The sequence below is a fragment of the Streptomyces sp. NPDC005262 genome (assembly GCF_042872425.1).
In the GTDB taxonomy this organism is placed as follows: Bacteria; Actinomycetota; Actinomycetes; order Streptomycetales; family Streptomycetaceae; genus Streptomyces.
In genome coordinates, this window is sequence record NZ_JBIAKK010000002.1 from 193,096 (window position 1) to 210,726 (window position 17,631).

General features: G+C 70.3%; 16 protein-coding genes and 2 pseudogenes. 6 read left to right on the forward strand and 12 right to left on the reverse strand.

The window, feature by feature from the left end; genetic code table 11:
* Positions 1-9 precede the first annotated feature (9 nt).
* Together ACFYP5_RS06065 and ACFYP5_RS06070 are read left to right on the forward strand one after the other, a co-directional pair.
* Positions 10-1,221, forward strand: a complete 1,212-nt coding sequence (locus tag ACFYP5_RS06065; RefSeq protein ID WP_313936747.1) for a pyridoxal phosphate-dependent aminotransferase — start codon at positions 10-12, stop codon at positions 1,219-1,221.
* Positions 1,218-1,871 carry a peptidase gene (locus ACFYP5_RS06070; RefSeq protein WP_389031226.1) on the forward strand — a complete coding sequence of 218 codons (654 nt, stop codon included), beginning with the start codon at positions 1,218-1,220 and terminating at the stop codon, positions 1,869-1,871. The genes ACFYP5_RS06065 and ACFYP5_RS06070 overlap by 4 nt, the downstream gene beginning before the upstream one ends.
* A gap of 290 nt (positions 1,872-2,161) precedes the next feature.
* Here ACFYP5_RS06070 and ACFYP5_RS06075 read toward each other — a convergent pair.
* Together ACFYP5_RS06075 and ACFYP5_RS06080 are read right to left on the reverse strand one after the other, a co-directional pair.
* A pseudogene (locus ACFYP5_RS06075) lies at positions 2,162-2,247 on the reverse strand.
* Between the two features lie 32 nt (positions 2,248-2,279).
* Positions 2,280-3,011, reverse strand: coding sequence for a hypothetical protein (locus ACFYP5_RS06080; RefSeq protein ID WP_389031229.1), 732 nt, complete (start codon positions 3,009-3,011; stop codon positions 2,280-2,282).
* A 193-nt stretch (positions 3,012-3,204) separates the two neighbouring features.
* Here ACFYP5_RS06080 and ACFYP5_RS06085 point away from each other — a divergent pair, with 193 nt between their 5' ends.
* Complete coding sequence (locus ACFYP5_RS06085) at positions 3,205-3,747, forward strand: DUF3574 domain-containing protein (RefSeq protein ID WP_389031231.1); 543 nt, start codon at positions 3,205-3,207, stop codon at positions 3,745-3,747.
* A gap of 106 nt (positions 3,748-3,853) precedes the next feature.
* Here ACFYP5_RS06085 and ACFYP5_RS06090 read toward each other — a convergent pair whose 3' ends face one another.
* From ACFYP5_RS06090 to ACFYP5_RS06100, 3 genes are all read right to left on the reverse strand, one after another.
* Positions 3,854-5,152 (reverse strand): SWIM zinc finger family protein, encoded by a 1,299-nt coding sequence (locus tag ACFYP5_RS06090; RefSeq protein WP_389031234.1) that lies wholly within the window; start codon positions 5,150-5,152, stop codon positions 3,854-3,856.
* Positions 5,149-8,118 carry an SNF2-related protein gene (locus tag ACFYP5_RS06095; protein ID WP_389031237.1) on the reverse strand — a complete coding sequence of 990 codons (2,970 nt, stop codon included), beginning with the start codon at positions 8,116-8,118 and terminating at the stop codon, positions 5,149-5,151. Before ACFYP5_RS06095 ends, ACFYP5_RS06090 begins: the two co-directional genes overlap by 4 nt.
* Positions 8,119-8,231: 113 nt before the next feature.
* Entirely contained in the window at positions 8,232-9,158 is a 927-nt protein-coding gene (locus ACFYP5_RS06100) for a slipin family protein (protein ID WP_389031240.1), read from the reverse strand.
* A gap of 193 nt (positions 9,159-9,351) precedes the next feature.
* On the opposite strand from ACFYP5_RS06100, the gene ACFYP5_RS06105 reads away from it, so the two are divergent.
* Positions 9,352-9,699 carry a hypothetical protein gene (locus ACFYP5_RS06105; RefSeq protein ID WP_389031242.1) on the forward strand — a complete coding sequence of 116 codons (348 nt, stop codon included), beginning with the start codon at positions 9,352-9,354 and terminating at the stop codon, positions 9,697-9,699.
* A 111-nt stretch (positions 9,700-9,810) separates the two neighbouring features.
* Here the strand turns inward: ACFYP5_RS06105 and ACFYP5_RS06110 are convergent, their stop codons facing one another.
* The 3 genes from ACFYP5_RS06110 to ACFYP5_RS06120 all read right to left on the reverse strand — a co-directional run bounded on the left by ACFYP5_RS06110 (position 9,811) and on the right by ACFYP5_RS06120 (position 12,125).
* The gene (locus ACFYP5_RS06110; RefSeq protein WP_389031245.1) at positions 9,811-10,125 is read right to left on the reverse strand and encodes a DoxX family protein; all 315 of its coding nucleotides are present in this window, start codon (positions 10,123-10,125) and stop codon (positions 9,811-9,813) included.
* Positions 10,126-10,242: 117 nt separating this feature from the next.
* Positions 10,243-10,938 (reverse strand): class I SAM-dependent methyltransferase, encoded by a 696-nt coding sequence (locus ACFYP5_RS06115; protein ID WP_389031247.1) that lies wholly within the window; start codon positions 10,936-10,938, stop codon positions 10,243-10,245.
* A gap of 68 nt (positions 10,939-11,006) precedes the next feature.
* Complete coding sequence (locus tag ACFYP5_RS06120; protein ID WP_389031250.1) at positions 11,007-12,125, reverse strand: ADP-ribosylglycohydrolase family protein; 1,119 nt, start codon at positions 12,123-12,125, stop codon at positions 11,007-11,009.
* 78 nt (positions 12,126-12,203) lie between these two features.
* On the opposite strand from ACFYP5_RS06120, the gene ACFYP5_RS06125 reads away from it, so the two are divergent.
* Positions 12,204-12,482, forward strand: a complete 279-nt coding sequence (locus ACFYP5_RS06125) for a DUF6343 family protein (protein ID WP_389031253.1) — start codon at positions 12,204-12,206, stop codon at positions 12,480-12,482.
* Between the two features lie 69 nt (positions 12,483-12,551).
* On the opposite strand, the gene ACFYP5_RS06130 is transcribed toward ACFYP5_RS06125, so the two are convergent.
* The 4 genes from ACFYP5_RS06130 to ACFYP5_RS06145 all read right to left on the reverse strand — a co-directional run bounded on the left by ACFYP5_RS06130 (position 12,552) and on the right by ACFYP5_RS06145 (position 16,227).
* Positions 12,552-12,920, reverse strand: coding sequence for a tetratricopeptide repeat protein (locus ACFYP5_RS06130; protein ID WP_267005728.1), 369 nt, complete (start codon positions 12,918-12,920; stop codon positions 12,552-12,554).
* Positions 12,921-12,988: 68 nt separating this feature from the next.
* Positions 12,989-13,591, reverse strand: coding sequence for a dephospho-CoA kinase (gene coaE / locus ACFYP5_RS06135; protein WP_389031256.1), 603 nt, complete (start codon positions 13,589-13,591; stop codon positions 12,989-12,991).
* 89 nt (positions 13,592-13,680) lie between these two features.
* Positions 13,681-14,619, reverse strand: coding sequence for a PAC2 family protein (locus tag ACFYP5_RS06140; RefSeq protein WP_389031259.1), 939 nt, complete (start codon positions 14,617-14,619; stop codon positions 13,681-13,683).
* 84 nt (positions 14,620-14,703) lie between these two features.
* Positions 14,704-16,227: a flavin monoamine oxidase family protein gene (locus tag ACFYP5_RS06145; RefSeq protein ID WP_389032907.1), complete on the reverse strand. Its 1,524-nt coding sequence runs from the start codon at positions 16,225-16,227 to the stop codon at positions 14,704-14,706.
* Positions 16,228-16,566: 339 nt separating this feature from the next.
* On the opposite strand from ACFYP5_RS06145, the pseudogene ACFYP5_RS06150 reads away from it, so the two are divergent.
* A pseudogene (locus ACFYP5_RS06150) lies at positions 16,567-17,540 on the forward strand (right-handed parallel beta-helix repeat-containing protein).
* The last annotated feature ends 91 nt before the right edge of the window (positions 17,541-17,631 follow it).

Below are 17,631 nucleotides of genomic sequence, written 5' to 3' on the forward strand. Positions count from 1 at the left end.
GGCCACCGCATGGAGTTCCGGCAGTCCAGCAAGCTCAACGAGGTCTGTTACGAGATCCGGGGCCCGGTCATCGAGCACGCCAACGCCCTGGAGGAGGCGGGCCACAGCGTCCTCCGCCTCAACACGGGCAACCCCGCGCTCTTCGGTTTCGAGGCGCCGGAGGAGATCGTCCAGGACATGATCCGGATGCTCCCGCAGGCCCACGGCTACAGCGATTCGCGCGGCATCCTCTCCGCCCGTCGCGCGGTGGCGCAGCGCTACCAGGCGATGGGCCTGACCGATGTCGGGGTGGACGACATCTTCCTCGGCAACGGGGTGTCCGAGCTGATCTCCATGTCCGTACAGGCACTGCTGGAGGACGGCGACGAGGTGCTGATCCCCTCGCCCGACTATCCGCTGTGGACCGCGGTGGTCACCCTGGCGGGCGGCAAGGCCGTGCACTACACCTGCGACGAGGCGTCGGACTGGAACCCGGACCTCGCCGACATGGCGTCGAAGATCACCGACCGCACCAAGGCCGTCGTGATCATCAACCCGAACAACCCGACCGGCGCCGTCTATCCGCGCGAGATCCTCGAAGGCATCCTCGACCTGGCGCGCAGGCACGGTCTGCTGGTCCTCGCCGACGAGATCTACGACCAGATCCTGTACGACGACGCCGAGCACCACAGTGTGGCGGTCCTCGCCCCCGACCTGGTCTGCCTCACCTTCAGCGGTCTGTCCAAGACGTACCGGGTGGCGGGGTTCCGCTCCGGCTGGATGGTGGTGTCGGGTCCGCAGCAGCACGCCGGCAACTATCTGGAGGGCCTGACCATGCTCGCCTCCATGCGGCTGTGCCCGAACGCGCCCGCCCAGTACGCCATTCAGGCGGCGCTCGGCGGCCGGCAGTCCATCCGTGAGCTGGTGGCGCCGGGCGGCAGGCTGTACGAGCAGCGCAACCGGGCCTGGGAGAAGCTGAACGAGATCCCAGGGGTGTCGTGCGTGAAGCCGAAGGGTGCGCTGTACGCGTTCCCGCGCATCGATCCGAAGGTGCACAACATCGTCGACGACGAGAAGTTCGTCCTCGATCTGCTGCTGCGCGAGAAGATCCAGGTGGTGCAGGGCACCGGCTTCAACTGGCCGCGTCCCGACCACTTCCGGATCCTGACCCTCCCGTACGCTGACGATCTCGACGCGGCGATCAGCCGCATCGGCCGCTTCCTGAACGGATACCGTCAGTGACCTGCCCCACCTGCCGGCTGCCCGTCCACACGCAGTTCGCCTCGCCCGGACTCGTCGGCGCGATCGTCGAGGGCGGACTCGATCCGGCCGACGACCCGGGCTGGGCGGACTCCGGGGCGGACTCCCCCGCCGAGTACGCGCGCTGGGCAGGTCACCTGTGCGGTGCGACCTGTCTGCGTATGGCGCTCGGCTCCGGCGCCCCGAAGCTGTTCGCCCTGCGTGACGGGGCGCTCAAGTACGGGGCGTACACGGAGGATACGGAGGGGGCGATCCGGGGCCTGGTCTACGCGCCCTTCGCGGAGTACGTGCGCGAGGTGCACGGCCTCGAAGCCACGGTCCACCGCCACCTGTCCACTGACGAGATCGTGGCCCTGCTCGACGAGAGACGGACGGTGATGGCGTCGGTGCACTACGGGATCCGGCATCCGGAGCGGCCTGCTCCGGGCCGGGGCGGGCACCTGGTGCTGGTGACGTCCCGTACCCCGGACGGCAACGGCGTCCACTTCCACAACCCGTCGGGCACGACGGCCACGACTCGGGCCGCGGAACTGCCCCTGATGGACTTCGAGCGCTTCTTCGCCGGACGCGGGGTATCGCTCGCGGGCGACACACGGCAGGGGCCGGAAACGGGAGCGGGCCCGGGGGCGTAGCCGGCCCCCGGGCCCTGAGTGATGCCGCCCATTCGGCACGCCGGCACTTTTAAGAGCCCGGGTCAGTCGTAATGTCGCCGCGTCCTTCCTTTAGACGACCGCAGATCGAAGCTCCGCGGGTTGGAGTCGAACCAACATCTCGACGCGCATGGGCCCGAGCCCGTTTGATCCGGCGATCGGCGGCGAATGCTGAGTCTGGAGCAAGAGTCTGAGATTGATCGCGGTCTGCCTCTGCCATTTGGGCCACCCCGGCCCGTGCGGCCGCACCGACCGAATCGGTGCGGCCCGAATGCCGGGGGGAGGACTCGAACCTCCACCGGAACCGCGTCGTCACGACAAGCTTCAGTTTCAGCTTGCGCTCCTCGCGCACCCCGGCCGTGACGATGTGGCCGGGGAATCCATGGTCGGTCACCCGAAGAGGTAACCGAATACCGCATCACCCACCCGCTGGTCGGTGACCTCCACGCCGTTGGCCTCCTCGCGGGCGAACTTCACGGCCTGCTGGAGCTTCTCCACCCGGTCCAGAAGTTCATTGATACGCCGCGCGGGAAGAGACCCGGAGAACTTCACGGTCGTCCAGTAACCGATCGGCACGTCCTCGTAGTACACCTCGACCTGCGCCGGGTGCTTCTCGGTGGCCTCCGCTTTTACATGGTTGCGGGGCACCTTCTTCGTGCGGAGCGTGCGGACCGGCTCGGTCTTCCAGGAGTCCGTCGACGGGTCCTGCGTCCACGCCTCAGCAGCGTCGAGCACCGGCAGCTTGCGCACGAAAGTGTTGATGTCCGTCAGCTGCTTCTCCAGAAAGAGCAGATACGACACCGGGACATCGGCGACGAGCACCCGGCCGTCGACCTTCACATCCGCGCGGGCCGCACAGTTCGCCCAGTCCTTCGTGGCTGTGACATCGAAGAGCCGGGTCAGCGTCGCCGCGGTGTTCCGCAGCACGTCCTCGGCCTTGATCTGCACCAGTGTCGACTCCGGCGGAAGCTGTTCACCCTCTTCGTCCTTCGGCTGATAGGTCCGGGAGATCCCGGCCAGCAGCCCGGCCTTCTGGAGGCCGTGATGCGCCGCCGTCAGGTCCTGGTGAGCCTTGGACTTGACGCCTTTCTCCACTGCGATGATCTGATTGAGTTTTGCCACGTCGAGGAAGTTAGCATCGCCAATCCGCCCCGTACGAAGGGTTTTTGCGGCGGTACTCCGCTTCCCGCGCACCTGCCTTCACCGGTACGGGTGGTTTCCACCCGATGCCCATGTCCTGCCGCTCTCCGGCGGGGGCCGCTTGCCACAGTGAGCCGCGCGCAGTCCGCGCCGCCCCCTCCGAAAGGCCCCTCCGTTGCCGCTCCTCCCCCGCTCGACCGGCCGCCGGTGCAACGAAAGCGCTGACGGCGGTGACAGCCGGCGCCGCCTGAAGGAGCACACCGCGCTGACCGCGGCGGCCGCCGCCCTCGCCGTACTGGCCGTGGGCACACCCGTCGCCTACGCCACACTGGACAGCGGCTCGCCCACCGCCTCGCGGTCCGCTCCCTCGGGCATCGCCGCCCGTGGCAAGGCCTATATCGAGACCAGGCTGTTCTTCGGTACGGAACGCCCGGACGGCGGACCCGATGTGACCGACCAGCAGTTCCTGGCCTTCGTCGACGAGGAGGTCACCCCGCGCTTCCCGAGAGGCCTGACCATCCAGGACGGCCGCGGTCAGTGGCGGGACTCCCACGGGGCGATCGAGCGGGAGCGCAGTTACGAACTGACCCTGCTCTACCCGGCGACCGAGGCACGCCTGCGCGACGAGCAGATCGAGCGGATCCGCAACGCGTACGAGAACGCGTACGCCCAGGACTCGGTGGCCCGGCTCGAAGAGCGCACGACCGCCGACTTCTGACGGGACCGAAGCCGGCGCCACGGGCCGCCTCCCACCTGCACGCCGACTGCTCTCCGGCGGCGAACAGCCCGCGGGCCACTGCACCGGAGCCAGGCGGTGCCGGTGGTCAGCGGCCGAGCAGCGCCGTGAGTGCGCCCACCGGGTCCACGTCCGGCATGGCGCGGGGCCACCAGTCGTCCTTGCCCTGGTCGGATTCGTAGCCGTACCAGCGGCCGTCGTGGCCGAAGCGGAGCTGGAAGGTGCCGACGGGGTGGGTGAGGTGGTTGCGCCAGGGCTGGAAGCGGGGGAAGTCGGCGGCCGCGAGGGCGGGGCGGGCCCGGTCGAAGGGACCGGCCGGGGGGTCCCACGGTGTCTCCAAAACCTGCAGGCCCTCGGCGCCGCCCTGACGCCAGGCGGCGACGGCACGGGCCAGGTCGGTGGTGGTACGGCCGGTGGCGTAGGCCAGTTCCCGGTAGAGGGCGCGGGTGGTGGCGGTGAGTCCGGCGGTGGGACGGGCCGCGGCGAGCCGGACGGCGTCCTGCCAGGGCGTGAGCCCGGAGAGAGGGTCCTGGCCGGTGGTGAGGAGAGCGTGCGCGCGGGCGGCCGCGTCCGTGGCGAGGTGGTCGAGGGAGAGCGGGTCGCGGGCGCCGGGCAGCTGCGGGTACGAGGGTGGCTGGCCGGGCTGCGACGGTACCGCAAGCGGGGCGGGCAGCGGCGGGAGGAAGCGGTCGGCCAGGGCTTCGCGCGCCGGTACGGAAGGAGTGGTGGGGGCCGTGGGGCGCTCCCGGGCACCGTGGGCCGCGCTGCGCCGGCCCAGCTCCTCGACGAGTTCGCGCTCACCGCGTCCGCGCAGCAGCAGGAGGACGAACGGGTCGGTGTCCAGCAGGCGGGCCATCTGGTAGCAGAGGGCTGCGACGTGCTTGCAGGGCCAGCCGTGGTCGGGACAGGAGCAGCTCGGGTCGAGGTCGTTCGCGGCGGGCAGCAGTCCGGTGCCCGTCTCGGCCGCCGTGTCGACGAGGGTGTGCGGCATCTCCTTGGCGAGCAGCGCGGCGAGATGGTCCGGCCGGGCGGCGACGGCGTCGAGGAAGGTGTCCCAGCCGGTGTCGGTGAGGGGGCGCAGCCGCAGCTCGGCTCGGTACGGACGGGGGCGGCTGCCCTGGACGTAGGCGACGACGCGGCCGGGGGTGACGGTGATCGCGGCGACATGGCCGCTGTCGGCGTAGGTACGGCCGCGGGCTAGCCGGCCCTCGTCCATCGACAGGGACTCCAGCGCCGCCACCCAGGAACGCCCCCACCAGGAGTCCGCGAACGGCTCGTCGCGGTGGGACGTGCGGGGCGGAACCGCCTCGAAGGTGCGCCGCAGGTCGTCGGGGCCCGGACGGGCTCTGACGTACGACGGGGACGAGGGCTGGGAGCGGGGGCTCATGAGGGCCTCCGGAGGGAGACGAGATCGGCGAGGTCGCGGTCGCTGAGTTCGGTCAGCGCGGTCTCTCCGGTGCCGAGGACCGCGTCGGCCAGGGCCTGCTTGGCCGCCAGCATCTCGCCGATCCGGTCCTCGACGGTGCCTTCCGCGATCAGCCGGTGCACCTGGACGGGCTGTGTCTGCCCGATGCGGTACGCACGGTCCGTGGCCTGTTCCTCGACGGCCGGGTTCCACCAGCGGTCGTAGTGGATCACGTGTGCGGCGCGGGTGAGGTTCAGCCCGGTGCCGGCGGCCTTGAGGGAGAGCAGGAAGACGGGCACCTCGCCGGACTGGAAGCGGTCCACCATCCGTTCCCGCTCGGCCACCGGCGTTCCACCGTGCAGAAGCTGGGAGGGGACGGCCCGCGACGCGAGGTGCGCGGAGAGGATGCGGGCCATCGTCACGTACTGGGTGAAGATCAGCACGGAGCCGCCCTCGGCGAGGATCGTGTCGAGCAGCTCGTCGAGCAGGGCGAGCTTGCCGGAGCGGCCGATGAGGCGGGTCGGTTCCTCCTTCAGATACTGCGCCGGGTGGTTGCAGATCTGCTTGAGCGAGGCCAGCAGCTTCATGATCAGACCGCGGCGGGCGATTCCTTCCGAGGCCTCGATGAACGCCATGGTCTCGCGCACCGCCGCCTCGTAGAGCGTGGCCTGTTCGCGGGTGAGGAAGACGGGGTGGTCGGTCTCCGTCTTGGGCGGCAGCTCCGGGGCGATGCCCGGGTCGGACTTCTTCCGGCGCAGGAGGAACGGCCTGACCAGCCGGGAAAGGCGCTCGACCGCGTCGTCGTTACCGAGTCCTGCCGCGGTGCCGGTGTTCTCGACGATCCGGGCGTGCCGGGCGCGGAACGCCTTGAGCGGGCCGAGCAGTCCGGGGGTGGTCCAGTCGAGCAGGGCCCAGAGCTCGGAGAGGTTGTTCTCCACGGGGGTGCCGGTGAGGGCGATCCTGGCCGGCGCCGGGATGGTGCGGAGCGCCTTCGCCGTGGAGGAGTGAGGGTTCTTCACATGCTGCGCCTCGTCGGCGACGACAAGTCCCCAGCTGTGGGCGGCGAGTTCGGTCGCGCTGGAGCGCATCGTGCCGTACGTGGTGAGGACGAAACCGCCGTCGGGGTCGTCGAGCGTGCGGCCGGTGCCGTGGAAGCGGCGCACGGGGACACCGGGGGCGAAGCGGTTGATCTCACGGTGCCAGTTGCCGAGGAGGGAGGCGGGGCAGATCACCAGGGTGGGTGCGGGGTGCGCGCGGTGCAGATGGAGGGCGATGACGGTGATGGTCTTGCCGAGTCCCATGTCGTCGGCGAGACAGCCGCCGAGGCCCAGCGATGTCATGCGGTCCAGCCAGGCCAGGCCGCGCAGTTGGTAGTCGCGGAGCGTGGCGTCGAGCCCGGGCGGCGGCGTGATGGCCGTGTCGTCGGCGAGTATGCGGGTACGGAGCTCGGCGAGTGCACCGGCCGGCACCGCCTCGACCTGCCGGCCGTCCACCTCCGCGCTGCCGGTCAGCGCGACGGCGAGGGCGTCCACCGGATCGAGCAGCCCGAGCTCCCGCTTGCGCGCCTTGCGTACGAGCGCGGGGTCGACGACGACCCACTGGTCCCGCAGGCGCACCACCGGCCGGTGGGCCTCCGCGAGGATGTCCATCTCCCGCTCGGTGAGCTGTTCGTCGCCGAGGGACAACTGCCAGTTGAAGGCAAAGAGCTGCTCGGCGTCGAAGAACGAGGTGCCGTCGGTGGCCGAGCCGGGTGCGGGCCGGACCACGGCGGAGGCGGTCAGGGAACGGACGAGCTCGCGCGGCCAGTGGACGCTCACCCCGGCCTGTGCCAGCCGCGCCCCGGCGTCGCTCAGCAGCTCGTACAGTTCGTCCTCGGTCAGGGCGAGCACATCGGGGGCCGGCTGGTCCAGCAGCCGCTCCAACGGCGCCCAGACGCGGGCGGCACGGCGCAGCGCGAGCACGGCGTCGATCCTGGCCCGGGGACCGAACGGCTCTCCACCGCCGCCGTTCCACAGCGCGGCGGCGTCGATGACGTAGGTCGGGTCCGCCAGGCTGTGCACCTGCGTGATCGCCGCGGCGGCGTGCCGGGCGGCGCCCGGGTGGACGTCCGGGGAGCTACCGGAGGCCTCGGGCCCGTCCTTGCCGGCAGCGGTTTCATCGACCGCCTCCCCGGCTTCGGGGTTCCCGTAGGTGTCGGCCGTGTCGAAGAGCTCGTACGCCGACAGGTCGAGGCGGAGCGACACCCGTACCCCCGCGTCCAGACCGGCCGCGACCTCGACGGCCCAGTCGCGGGCCCGGGGCAGATGCTGGGCCTCGCGGGCCGCGAACGGGGCACCCGTCGCGTATGCCGCGGCGGGCGTCCTGGGCAGGGTGTCGGCGACCGCGTCGAGGAAGGCGCCGATCAGCGACTCGGGGTCGGGGAGCCGGAGCGGTGCGCGGTCCGGGAGCGGGACGGCGTAGGCCTCGGGCGGCATGGCGGCGGCGACCGCCCGCAGATGGGCGACGTCCTCGGCGTCGCGCGGTCCGGCCCGCCAGGCGTCGTGATCGTCGGCCGTCAGACCGGGGACCAGCCTGCCGCGCGCCACCAGGTTGAGCGCATGGAGTGCGGCCGCGCCCCAGCAGCGCGCGGCCGGGTGGGCGGACTGCTGCTGCCGGGCGCGGGCCAGCAGGGGCACGGCATCGGCGATGGGCAGCAGCACGGCGGGTACCGTCCGGCGGCGGACGTCGTCCTGCTGTCCGTGGCGTCGCACCACCGTGATCTCGGTGGTCTCGGCCGCGGTCGCTCCGTGGGCTCCGCCGATCACCGGCAGCGGTCCGCCGTCCGGGTCCCAGAAGGCGACGCGTCCCTCTCTGGGCAGTGGAGCGGGCAGGAAGACAGCTGCACAACGCAGGAGGCGGGCAGTTGCCGCGTCCTGCGTCCGCTGCTGTACGTGGGGTGCCGAGGTCATCGCTCCCCTCCCCTCCCATCCCGCCCTTGATCGTCCGACCCTCTCGATCTCTCTTTCTCTGCGAGTCTAGGCGGGGGGTCCGACAACCGGTCACGCACCGGCATTCGCGCAGGTCAGTGCCTGGCCAGCGGCTTGGATCGAGTGACCCGCGCGGGCCCGGACGGGGTGGGCGCAGGAGCGGGCGCAGGCGTCACGGGCGGCGGCGGCTGCGACTGTTGTTGTTGCGACTGTTGTTGCTGAGGCTGAGCTTGAAGCTGCGCCTGCTGCTCCGTCGGTACGGGCTGCTGCGCCCGCTCCAGGAAGCGGAGCAGCTCCACCGGGAACGGCAGCACCAGCGTGGAGTTCTTCTCCGCGGCGACCGCGACCACGGTCTGCAGCAGTCGTAGCTGGAGCGCGGCCGGCTGGGAGGACATCTCCTTCGCCGCTTCTGCCAGCTTCTTCGATGCCTGGAGCTCGGCGTCCGCGTTGATGACACGCGCGCGCCGCTCCCGGTCGGCCTCTGCCTGGCGCGCCATCGAGCGTTTCATCGTCTCCGGCAGCGATACGTCCTTGATCTCCACCCGGTCGATCTGGACGCCCCATCCCACGGCCGGACTGTCGATCATGAGCTCCAGCCCTTGGTTGAGCTTCTCCCGGTTGGACAGCAGATCATCCAGGTCGCTCTTGCCGATGATGGAGCGCAAGGACGTCTGCGCCATCTGCGACACCGCGAACTGGTAGTCCTCCACCTCCACGACCGCGCTGGCCGCGTCGACCACCTTGAAGTAGATGACCGCGTCCACCCGCACCGTCACGTTGTCCCGTGTGATGCCGTCCTGCGCGGGCACCGGCATCGTCACGATCTGCATGTTGACCTTGTGCAACCGCTCGATACCGGGAAGCACCATGGTGAATCCCGGTCCGCGCACATCGCTGCGCAGCCTGCCGAGCCTCAGCACGACGCCCCGTTCGTACTGCTTGACGATCTTCGCAGCCGCTGCCACGTAGACCACACCCGCGGACGCGGCCGCCACCAGGGCGACCACCAGTTCTTGGACCATGACGGCCCCCTGCCAGCCGGATACGTGCACCTCTTGCCGCTATTACCACGGTATGCCCCATATGAACACCGGGCGAACATGGGTCCGCTCCACGGTCACTCGGCAGGCCGCGCACCGGATGCCGGGGCGGCCGGTAACGGGCAGCGTGAACAGCAGTACAGACGAGCCGGACGAGACAGACGAGGACCCGCCCATGCCTGTGATCGATCACCGACGCCGCCGTTTCGGCATCGCTGCCGGGACCGCGCTCCTGACCGTCACCGTCGCGGGCTGTTCGGGCCTCGGCCGCACCGCGGTCGGGCCGGTCACCTACGTCACCGAACGGGACGCCGTGATCATGGTGAACAGCCCCTCCGTGAAGGGGTGCCACCAGCTCGCTCCGGCGGGCGCCAAGGAAGTGCGGAACGGGACCCTGATCGACATCATCCTGTACCGCACACGCGACTGCACGGGTCCGGGGACGACGTACGTCGCCACGACGCTCGCCGACGTCAATCCTGCGAGCGCTCTCCCCTGGCGCAGCTTCAGCACCGTCCACTGACGGGCGCGGGCCACGGACCCGCCGATGCCCCTAAGGGCTGTCCCGTACTGTCCTGCCAGTCCCGGGCGATCAGGACGACCAGCACGATGAGCAGCGCCGGCATGATCGCGTTCACCGGGTCGAGCAGCGTGAGCTGGACGCTCCGGCCAGCAGCCCGACGAAGGCCGTCGCCGCCACCCCGGACAGCAACGGCACCAGCAGGGCGACGGCGCCCGCCATCTCCAGGGCTCCGATGAGGTACATCGCGCCATGGCTCCAGCCCATCCGGTCGAAGGACTCGATCGCGGACTCATGGGCGATCAGCCTGGCGAACGCACTGAAGGCGAAGAACAGGGCGAGCAGGACCCGCGCGACGGTGAGCGCGACCGCACCCCGGCTGCGTGCCGCTGTCGCCCCGGTGGCGGTGTTCGTCGTGGTCTCGGACATCTGGGTCTCCTCGGGAAGCGTCGCGTGGTGTTGCGTACGCAAGGAAAGACCCCACAGCGGTCCGGGACTCATCGCGTCCCGGACGGCCGATCTTCTCGGTTCCCGTCGCCGGGGCGACTACCTGGGCACGGCGCGTACCCACACCCCGTCGTCCGTCAGATAGCGGTCGACGGCGAGTCCGGCCGCCTCCAGGTGCCCCTCGAACTGTTCCTTCGTCAGCTCCCGCGACAGGAACGTCTGGGTCCATCGCGCATCGTCGAAGATGTACTCGGCGTGCACCGAGTTCACCCCGTCGCCGACGGGGTCCGCCGAGACGATCCGCACGGTGTATCCAGCCGGATCGACCCGCTCCCGGGGCAGATCCGTGTGGTAGTCGGCGCCCTCGCGCTGAAGGAGTACGACGCCGCCGTCCCTGACGTATCTCCGGCAGGTCCGCAGCATGGCGTCGCGTACCGGGTGCTCGCTCGTGTGCACCAGGAACGACGCCAGCATCACCACGTCGAACGTCTCGTCGCCGAGCTCGAGCGACTCGATGGGGCTCCGCACCGTGCGCGCGCCCCGAATGTGTTCCAGCATCTGCGCCGACTCGTCCACGGCTGTGACCTCGAAGCCTCGTGCGACCAGCGGATGGGTCACCCGGCCCGCCCCGCAGCCGAGCTCCAGAATGCTCGCACCGGCGGGCACCGCCGCCTCGATCACGTCCGGTTCGGCCCCGACGGACAGCCGCGCGTACAGATCGACCGCGCAGCCGTCCGGCGTGATCGAGCCGGGCCCCGTCCCCGAATACCCCTCACGCACCACTGATCCGCTCATGTGCAGCCGAACGAACGGCCGTTGGGCACCGTTCCCGGTCCCGGCGGGGGGGTCCTGGGAAAGCCCCGTCAGCACACCGGATAACGCTCCTGCGGCCATTCCACCGCCTGCTCGAACTCCAGACACAGATCGTCGGCCAGCTCGGCGATCACTGCCCGGCCCTCCGTCAGCACCAGCCAGGACGAAGGGAGTTGCACATCTGCGTGGCGGGCGCCGAGCAGATTTCCGCAGACCGAACCGGTGGAGTCGCTGTCGCCCGAGTGGTTGACCGAGAGCAGCAGCGCCCGAGCCACCTGGTCGGCGCCCGGCAGCGCCAGGGCGCAGTACACGGCGATGGCGAGGGCCTCCTCGGCCACCCAGCCCGCGCCCAGTGACTCCACCTTCTCGGCGGTCGGCGCGCCCTGTGCGGCCAGGTCGACGGCCGCGCGCAGCGCCACCGTCGTCTCCTCGTGTCCCGGGTGGCGGGCCAGCAGCTCCATGGACCGGAGCACGGCGCCCGCCATCGAGTCGCCCTCCATCAGATGGGCGATGATCGCGGCGAACGCACCGGCCGCGTACGCACCCGTCAGGTGCCCGTGGGTGATCTGCGCGCACCGGTACGCCAGCCCGAAGCCGGTCTCCGCTCCCTCACCGATCAGCCCGAAGGGCGCGGACCGCATCACGGTGCCGCATCCCTTGGACCCGATGTTGACCGGTCCGGGACGGCCGAGCGGACCCGTGGGGTCGGGGATGTGCTCGGCCGTGAGCCCGGTCAGGCAGGCGTTGCCGGGGGCCCGGCGCGCGTACAGGAAGCGCTGCTCCCGCAGCCACCCGGTCCGTACGGGGTCGTCCCCGCCACGGGCCGGTGGTGCGGGGTGGTTCTGGGTGTCGAGCCAGCGCAGATAGGCGTTCCGCACGAGAGCGGTCTCGGAGCCGCCTATGCCCTTCGACATCGCCCGGGAATGCGCCCTGATCAGCCCTTCGGCGGTGAACAGGGTCATCTGCGTGTCATCGGTGATCCGGCCGACGGCCCCGTCCGCGTCCGCGACGAGTCCCCGGACACCGCCTTCTCCGTACGCCCTGCGGATGCCGGAGAGCGAGAGGAACTCCACCGGGTTGCCCAGTGCGTCCCCGATCGCACCGCCCAGCAGCGACCCGCGGACCCGGGCCCTGCGGGCGGCGCTGTTCCGCCATCGTGTGCCGTTCACGGACGGTCCCCCACAATCTGTCTCGATGTGCCTCAAAACCGCAGTCGTGGGTCCATCCTGGTAGGAGAGGCGATCGCCATGCGTACCGGTAACGAACCGATGACTGCACGCAGCCCCTTGCGACTGCGGCTGTGCCTGAGTCTATGGGGCATGGCCTGGGCCGTTTTCGGCCTGACGGCCTTCTCCCTGGTCGACCGTCCGGGCTGGGCCGTGGCCTGCGGGCTGCTGCTCCTGCTGACACTGGTGGATCTTGCGGTGATCGTCCACCACATCCACCAGGGCCCGCACTACCAGCCGGGCCGCAACATCCCCCCGTACGAGCCGGACCACGGCGGACGCGGCCGGTACGGACACTGATGCCCCGGTTCGCTCCCGGCGCGTGCACCCGTCGGTTCCGGCGCAGGTACGTGCGACGGGCCGAGGCCGTCAGGCGCCGGCGTCGAAGCGGGCCGCCCGCAGGTACTCCGGGTTGGGGTCGAGGGCGGCGGCCAGCCGGAAGTGCCGCACGGCCGCCTCCGAGCGGCCGGAGCGCTGAAAGGTGCGGGCCAGCGCGAAGTGTGCGAACGCGTTGTCCGGCTCGCGCTCCAGGACGAGTTCGAATTCGAGCTCGGCGGGGCGCAGTTGGGCGGCGGCGAAGAAGGCCCGGGCCCGCAGCAGGCGGGCGGCCGTGTTCTCCGGATGGGCTGCGATCACCGAATCCAGGAGCTTGACCGCGCCCCGTGGATCGCGCGCGGCCAGCAGGCGTTCGGCCGCGCGGAAGTCGATGACGTGGGTTTCCGGGGTCCTCTCGGGCACGCTCGCATCCTTCCCTTCGCTTCCGGTTTTCCAACGTCCGGCCGGGTACCGGTATTCCGGTCCGGTGGTCAGCCGGCGGCCGCCCGCCGGGACAGCTCCGCCCAGACCTTGCGGACCTGCGGCTCCAGCGCCCCGAGCGGCCCGTCGTTGTCGATGATCAGATCGGCGACGGCGCGTCGCTGCTCGCGGGTGGCCTGCGCGGCCATCCGGGCGCGGGCCTCGGACTCGGTCATTCCGCGCAGCCGTACGAGCCGGTCGAGCTGGGTCTCCGGGGTGGCGTCCACGACCACGACCAGGTCGTAGAGGGGGGCGAGGCCGTTCTCGGTGAGAAGGGGGACGTCATGGACGACGACGGAGTCAGAGTCTGCGGCCCGCTCCAGTTCTGCCGAGCGGGCACCGACCAGCGGGTGGACGATCGCATTGAGTGCGGCGAGCCGGTCGGCGTCGGAGAAGACGATCGAACCGAGCTTCGGCCGGTCCAGGGTGCCGTCGGCGGTGAGGACACCTGCGCCGAACGCGTCCACGACGGCCGCGAGTCCGGGGGTCCCGGGCTCGACGACCTCACGCGCGATCCTGTCGGCGTCGATCAGCACCGCCCCGTACGAAACCAGCAGCCGTGACACTTCGCTCTTGCCGGCGCCGATGCCGCCGGTCAGGCCCACTTTCAGCATGGTCGGCAGCCTAGTGGGCGCCTCCGGCCGGTCATGGCCCGGTCACAGCCCACCCGTCGGCCGGTCACCGCATCGCACACGCCGGTCCGTCAGGCGTCGCCCTCCCGCTCGGCGAGGAACCGCTCGAATTCGAGGCCGATCTCGTCGGCGGACGGCAACTCGACCGATTCCGCGACCAGGTTGCCGCGCGTCTCGGAGCCGGCGATCGCGTCGTACTGGTGCTCGAGCCCCTCGACGAGCGAGACGAGCTCCTCGTCGCCCTGGTCGATCTGGCGGTCGATCTCGGTCTGTGTGCGGTGCGCCTCCGTGCGCAGCGAGTGGGCGATGCTCGGCAGGACCAGTCCGGTCGCGGCCGTGATCGCCTCCAGCGCGGTCAGCGCGGCGTCCGGGTAGGCGGAGCGGGCGATGTAGTGCGGCACGTGGGCGGCGACACCGAGGACGTCATGTCCTGCCTGCATCAGCCGGTACTCCACCAGGGCCTCGGCGGAGCCGGGGACCTGCGCCTCGTCGAACGGGCTGCGGTGGCCCGGCATCAGGTCCGTGCGATTGCCATGGGGGGTGATGCCGACCGGGCGGGTGTGCGGGACTCCCATCGGGATGCCGTGGAAGTTGACGGCGAGGCGGACACCCAGCCGCTCCACGATCTGCTCGACGGCCGCGGCGAACCTCTCCCACTCCACGTCCGGCTCGGGCCCGGACAGCAGCAGGAAGGGCGCCCCGGTGGCGTCCTGGACCACCCGGACGTCCAGCGTCGGGGTCTCGTACGCCGACCAGCGGTCGCGCTTGAACGTCAGCAGCGGGCGCCGTGCGCGGTAGTCGACGAGCCTGTCGTGGTCGAAGCGGGCCACGACCTGGTGCGGCAGCGATTCGAGCAGGCCGTCCACGATCTGCTCGCCCGTCTCACCCGCGTCGATGTATCCCTCGAAGTGGTAGAGCATGACCAGGCCGGCCGACTCCTGCGCGAGCGCCATGTCGACGACGGCCAGGCCCTTCGGCTCCCATTCGTACAAACTCTGCGGATCAGGCACGGTTACCGCTCCTCCTCGTGTTCGTTGGGAAGAACGCCCGCCGGGGCACAGGCATTCCCTGCCTGTGCCCCTTGACGGGGGTGGTTACGCCAGAACCCGCGCGTGCAGTGCGGTGACCGCCTTCCGTGCGGAGGTGAAGGCGCCGTGCTGCCAGGCATCCGCGTAGCTCAGGTAGTCACCGGCGAAGTAGACGCGTCCGGCGGCCTGGTTGAGCGGTGCGAAGGCCGGCGCATCGGGTCCTCCCGACAGGGAGTGCCAGGAGGCCTCGAGGTACGGGGTCTGCCGCCAGTGGTGGGAGAACGACGTGGCGAGTTCCGTACGGTACTTGTCGCCGTGGATCTTCACGCCCTGGGCGATGGCCCGTGCCTCCCTCTCCCGCGGGGTGAGAGCGGCGTACGCATCGGCGTTGGAGCCGGTGTTGTAGTAGCCGATGATGGTGCCGCGCCGGCCCTGGTGGCCGTAGGACGGGTACCAGATGTGGGAGAGGTCCATGTCGGTCTCGGTGATGCCGCCGTAGATCTGGTGGTCGGTCTCCCACCAGCGGCTCCTGTACTCCAGCCCGATCTTGCCGGCCGACGACGGCTTGCAGGCCTCCAGGGCGCTCTGGACGGCCGGGCCGAGGTTGTGGGCCGTCTTGGCGAGGATGTTGGGCGGCAGGGCGGCGATGCAGTAGTCCGCGTCGACCGTGTGGGTGCGTCCGCCCTGGGCGTACGTGACGGTCACGCCATGGGCCGTGTCGGAGATCTTGCTGACGGCGGCGCCGGTACGGATCCTGCGCTCGCCTATCGCCCGGGTGAGCGCCGCGGGGATCCGGTCCATACCACCGACCGGCTGGAACATCAGCATGGCCTGGTCGTACTCGAACTCGAAGGAGAAGTAGCGTCCGACGCCGCTGGCGAAGACGTCGGAGGCGGACGGCACGGAGCCCAGTTCCTCGCCGGGGGTTCCGGCGGCCGCGGGGTCGATGCGGTAGCCGCGGCGGGGGCTGCCGGTGTAGTCGAGCGTGTCGCCGATGTCGCCGAAGTCCTTGAGGAATTCGAGGAGTCGTTCCTGGTCCTCGGCGGTGATCTGACGGTCGAGGGCGCCCTTGTCGGTGGCCTTGGAGAGGAGTTCGGCGACATAGCCGTACACATCGGCCTTGGCGGTGCGGTAGCGCACCGGGGCCTTCATGCCGGCCTTCTCGTTGAAGATATAGGCGTTGGCGTTCACGTTGGTGAACGTCTCGATGGGGACACCGAGTTCGCGGCAGTAGTCGAGGGTGACCATCCACTGCGGGATCCGGCCGGGGCCGCAGTTCATGTACTGGCCCTCGCTGAACCGTGCGGTCTGCGTGTTGCCGTACAGGTCGGTGGTGGAATCGCCGTTGCGTGCGGTGAAGTTGCGGCCGCCCGTACGACTCCGGGCCTCCAGGACCGTACAGTCGTAGCCGGCCTTGCCCAGTTCGTATGCGGCGGCGAGTCCGGCGATACCGCCGCCGACGACGACGACCTTTGCCGCCCCCTTCCCCTTCAGCGCGAAGTCGCCCTTGCTGGGAGCGCGGAAGGCGGGTTCGCGTTGTGCGGCCTGGGCCGTGGGGGCGAGGCCGAGGGCCCCCATGGTCGCGAACATCGCGCCCGCCCCACCGGTGATCCCGACCTGGCGCAGAAAGCTGCGACGGCTCGCGCCCGTCGCCACGGACGAGTGGTTCGAAGTGTGCGTCATGTCCCGGCTCCCGTTCAGATCTTGACGTTGCCGGGATCCTGACAAGCGCGTGTTACGGCCCGTCAGTTACTCGTGTATCCCGCACGTTTCTCTCTGTTCACCGCGCGACGACAGTCGGCGAACAATGGTCCAGACCTTGACAGGGACACGCCCCCTCCCTATCGTCACCGGGCAACACGTTCAGACATGCGCCCCATATTCATGTACGGGAACGTCTTGCACCTCCTTCGACGGGAAGGCACCCCCATGCGCACCCGCACGCTGTTCCCCGCCCTGCTGGCCACGACGCTCGCGGCCGGATGCCTGGCCCTCGCCTCGGCGGGCGCCGCGGACGCCGCGGACGCCGCCACGGTCATCGACGTGAGCACTGCCGCCCAGCTCAAGACGGCCCTGGCCGCCGTGGTCCCCGGCGACACGATCCGGCTCGCCGACGGTACGTACACCGGCAACTTCAAGGCGACCGTCCCCGGCACCGCCTCCGCCAGGATCACCCTCACCGGCTCGGCCGGGGCGGTCCTCACCGCAGGCGGCGGCTACGGCCTCCACCTCAACGGCGCGTCCTACTGGACCGTCCAGGGAGTGACCGTCACCGGTGGCCAGAAGGGCATCATGGCCGACGCCGCCGACGGGGTGGTCATCGACTCGGTGACCGTGCACGACCTGGACATGGAGGGCGTGCACTTCCGCAAGTCCAGCGCGAACGGCGTCGTCAAGAACTCGCGGATCTACGACACCGGGCACGACGGCCGCGGCATGGGCGAGGGTGTCTACGTCGGCACGGCCGGTGATCTCACCGACCGGAGCGACCAGGTGCAGATCCTGAACAACACGATCGGGCCGGGCGTCGGTGGTGAGAACGTCGACATCAAGGAGGGCACCACCGGAGCGAGGATCATCGGCAACACGTTCGACGGCAGCGGGCTGACCGGGGTGCCAACTACGACGACTCCTGGGTCGACGTGAAGGGCAATGACGTCCTGGTCGAGGGCAACACGGGCACCCGTACGACCAACAACGGCTACGAGACCCACACCCAGCAGAGCGGCTGGGGGTGCGGCACCGTGTTCCGCGACAACGCCTCGGACCTGTCCGGCTCCACGGGCGACAAGCGGATCGCCGTCAACGTCACCAACTACGGCGCGAGCTGCCTGACCACTGTCTACAGCACCAACACGGTCACCGGCGGCAACGGCCTGACCAACATCACGGTCACGCCGTAACCCCTGCCGCCGAAACGAAGTGAGGCCCGCTCCCCGAAGGGAGCGGGCCTCACTTGTCAGCTACTGCAGTCGATGACCGACCGGAGGGTCA

Excerpts from the sequence above, each read along its gene's own strand:
- ACFYP5_RS06065 (WP_313936747.1), top strand. The coding sequence starts at position 10 with ATGGAGTTCCGGCAGTCCAGCAAGCTCAACGAGGTCTGTTACGAGATC.
- ACFYP5_RS06090 (WP_389031234.1), bottom strand. The coding sequence starts at position 5,152 with ATGAGCCCCCGCTCCCAGCCCTCGTCCCCGTCGTACGTCAGAGCCCGT.
- ACFYP5_RS06095 (WP_389031237.1), bottom strand. The coding sequence starts at position 8,118 with ATGACCTCGGCACCCCACGTACAGCAGCGGACGCAGGACGCGGCAACT.
- ACFYP5_RS06100 (WP_389031240.1), bottom strand. The coding sequence starts at position 9,158 with ATGGTCCAAGAACTGGTGGTCGCCCTGGTGGCGGCCGCGTCCGCGGGT.
- ACFYP5_RS06105 (WP_389031242.1), top strand. The coding sequence starts at position 9,352 with ATGCCTGTGATCGATCACCGACGCCGCCGTTTCGGCATCGCTGCCGGG.
- ACFYP5_RS06110 (WP_389031245.1), bottom strand. The coding sequence starts at position 10,125 with ATGTCCGAGACCACGACGAACACCGCCACCGGGGCGACAGCGGCACGC.
- ACFYP5_RS06115 (WP_389031247.1), bottom strand. The coding sequence starts at position 10,938 with ATGAGCGGATCAGTGGTGCGTGAGGGGTATTCGGGGACGGGGCCCGGC.
- ACFYP5_RS06125 (WP_389031253.1), top strand. The coding sequence starts at position 12,204 with ATGCGTACCGGTAACGAACCGATGACTGCACGCAGCCCCTTGCGACTG.
- coaE (WP_389031256.1), bottom strand. The coding sequence starts at position 13,591 with ATGCTGAAAGTGGGCCTGACCGGCGGCATCGGCGCCGGCAAGAGCGAA.
- ACFYP5_RS06145 (WP_389032907.1), bottom strand. The coding sequence starts at position 16,227 with ATGTTCGCGACCATGGGGGCCCTCGGCCTCGCCCCCACGGCCCAGGCC.